Here is a 901-nt window from a genome sequence, read left to right on the forward strand (position 1 = left end):
TCGCGCATGCGCCCGGGGCCCGCGCATGCGGGAGGCGTACCCGGCCCGCGCCGTGCGGGGCGTGCCGGGTACGACAATGGCCCGGTCTCAGGCGGAAACGCCGTCGATCCGGGCCACTGCGTCCTCGGCGCCGTAGGGCTGCAAGTACGGCATCCACCGTGGATCGCGATGACCGGTGCCGATGATGCGCCACGCGAGGCCGGAGGGCGGGGCCGGTTGCTGATGCAGCCGCCAGCCCAGCTCGCGCAGGTGCCGGTCGGCCTTCACGTGGTTGCAGCGGCGGCAGGCGGCCACCACGTTGTCCCACGCGTGCTGGCCGCCCCTGCTGCGGGGCACGACGTGGTCGACGCTGGTCGCGACCCCGCCGCAGTACATGCAGCGTCCGCCGTCACGGGCGAACAGGGCGCGGCGGGTGAGCGGTACGGGCCCCCGGTAGGGGACCCGCACGAAGCGCTTGAGCCGGATCACGCTGGGAGCGGATACGACCCGTGTCGCGCTGTGCAGGAAGGCGCCGGAGTCCTCCAGGGAGATCGCCTTGTTCTCCAGGACGAGGACGAGCGCGCGGCGGAGCGGTACGACGCCGAGCGGCTCGTACGACGCATTCAGGACCAGGACATGCGGCACGGATGCCTCCTATTACGCCGGCGGCGCGTGGCTCGCGCCGGGACGATCTGCTCTCAGTCTCTCCTCATGCCTGGTCGAAACGCCACCACGGCCGGGTAACGGGCTCAGAGTGTTTTCTGCCACAGGCCGTTTCCTCCCGCGTGAACCCGGTCTCTCCCTCCCCCGCGAGCGCCGGAGCGCCGCGGGTGGGCCGTTAGTGTGGTGCTTTCCCCCGCCGGTCCCTTCTGGAGGTTCCCGTCGTGTCCTGGTCCGCGCCGACCGGTGCCCCCCTCGCCAC

Annotated in this window: 1 protein-coding gene; it reads right to left on the reverse strand. The window is 72.1% G+C overall.

Annotated features, from left to right (window positions below; translation table 11 throughout):
* Window positions 1-87: 87 nt before the first annotated feature.
* Entirely contained in the window at window positions 88-624 is a 537-nt protein-coding gene (locus LCE31_RS39960) for an HNH endonuclease (protein WP_225023220.1), read from the reverse strand.
* Between the last annotated feature and the right edge of the window lie 277 nt (window positions 625-901).

This window comes from Streptomyces sp. 8L, from assembly GCF_020176795.1.
Taxonomy (GTDB): domain Bacteria; phylum Actinomycetota; class Actinomycetes; order Streptomycetales; family Streptomycetaceae; genus Streptomyces.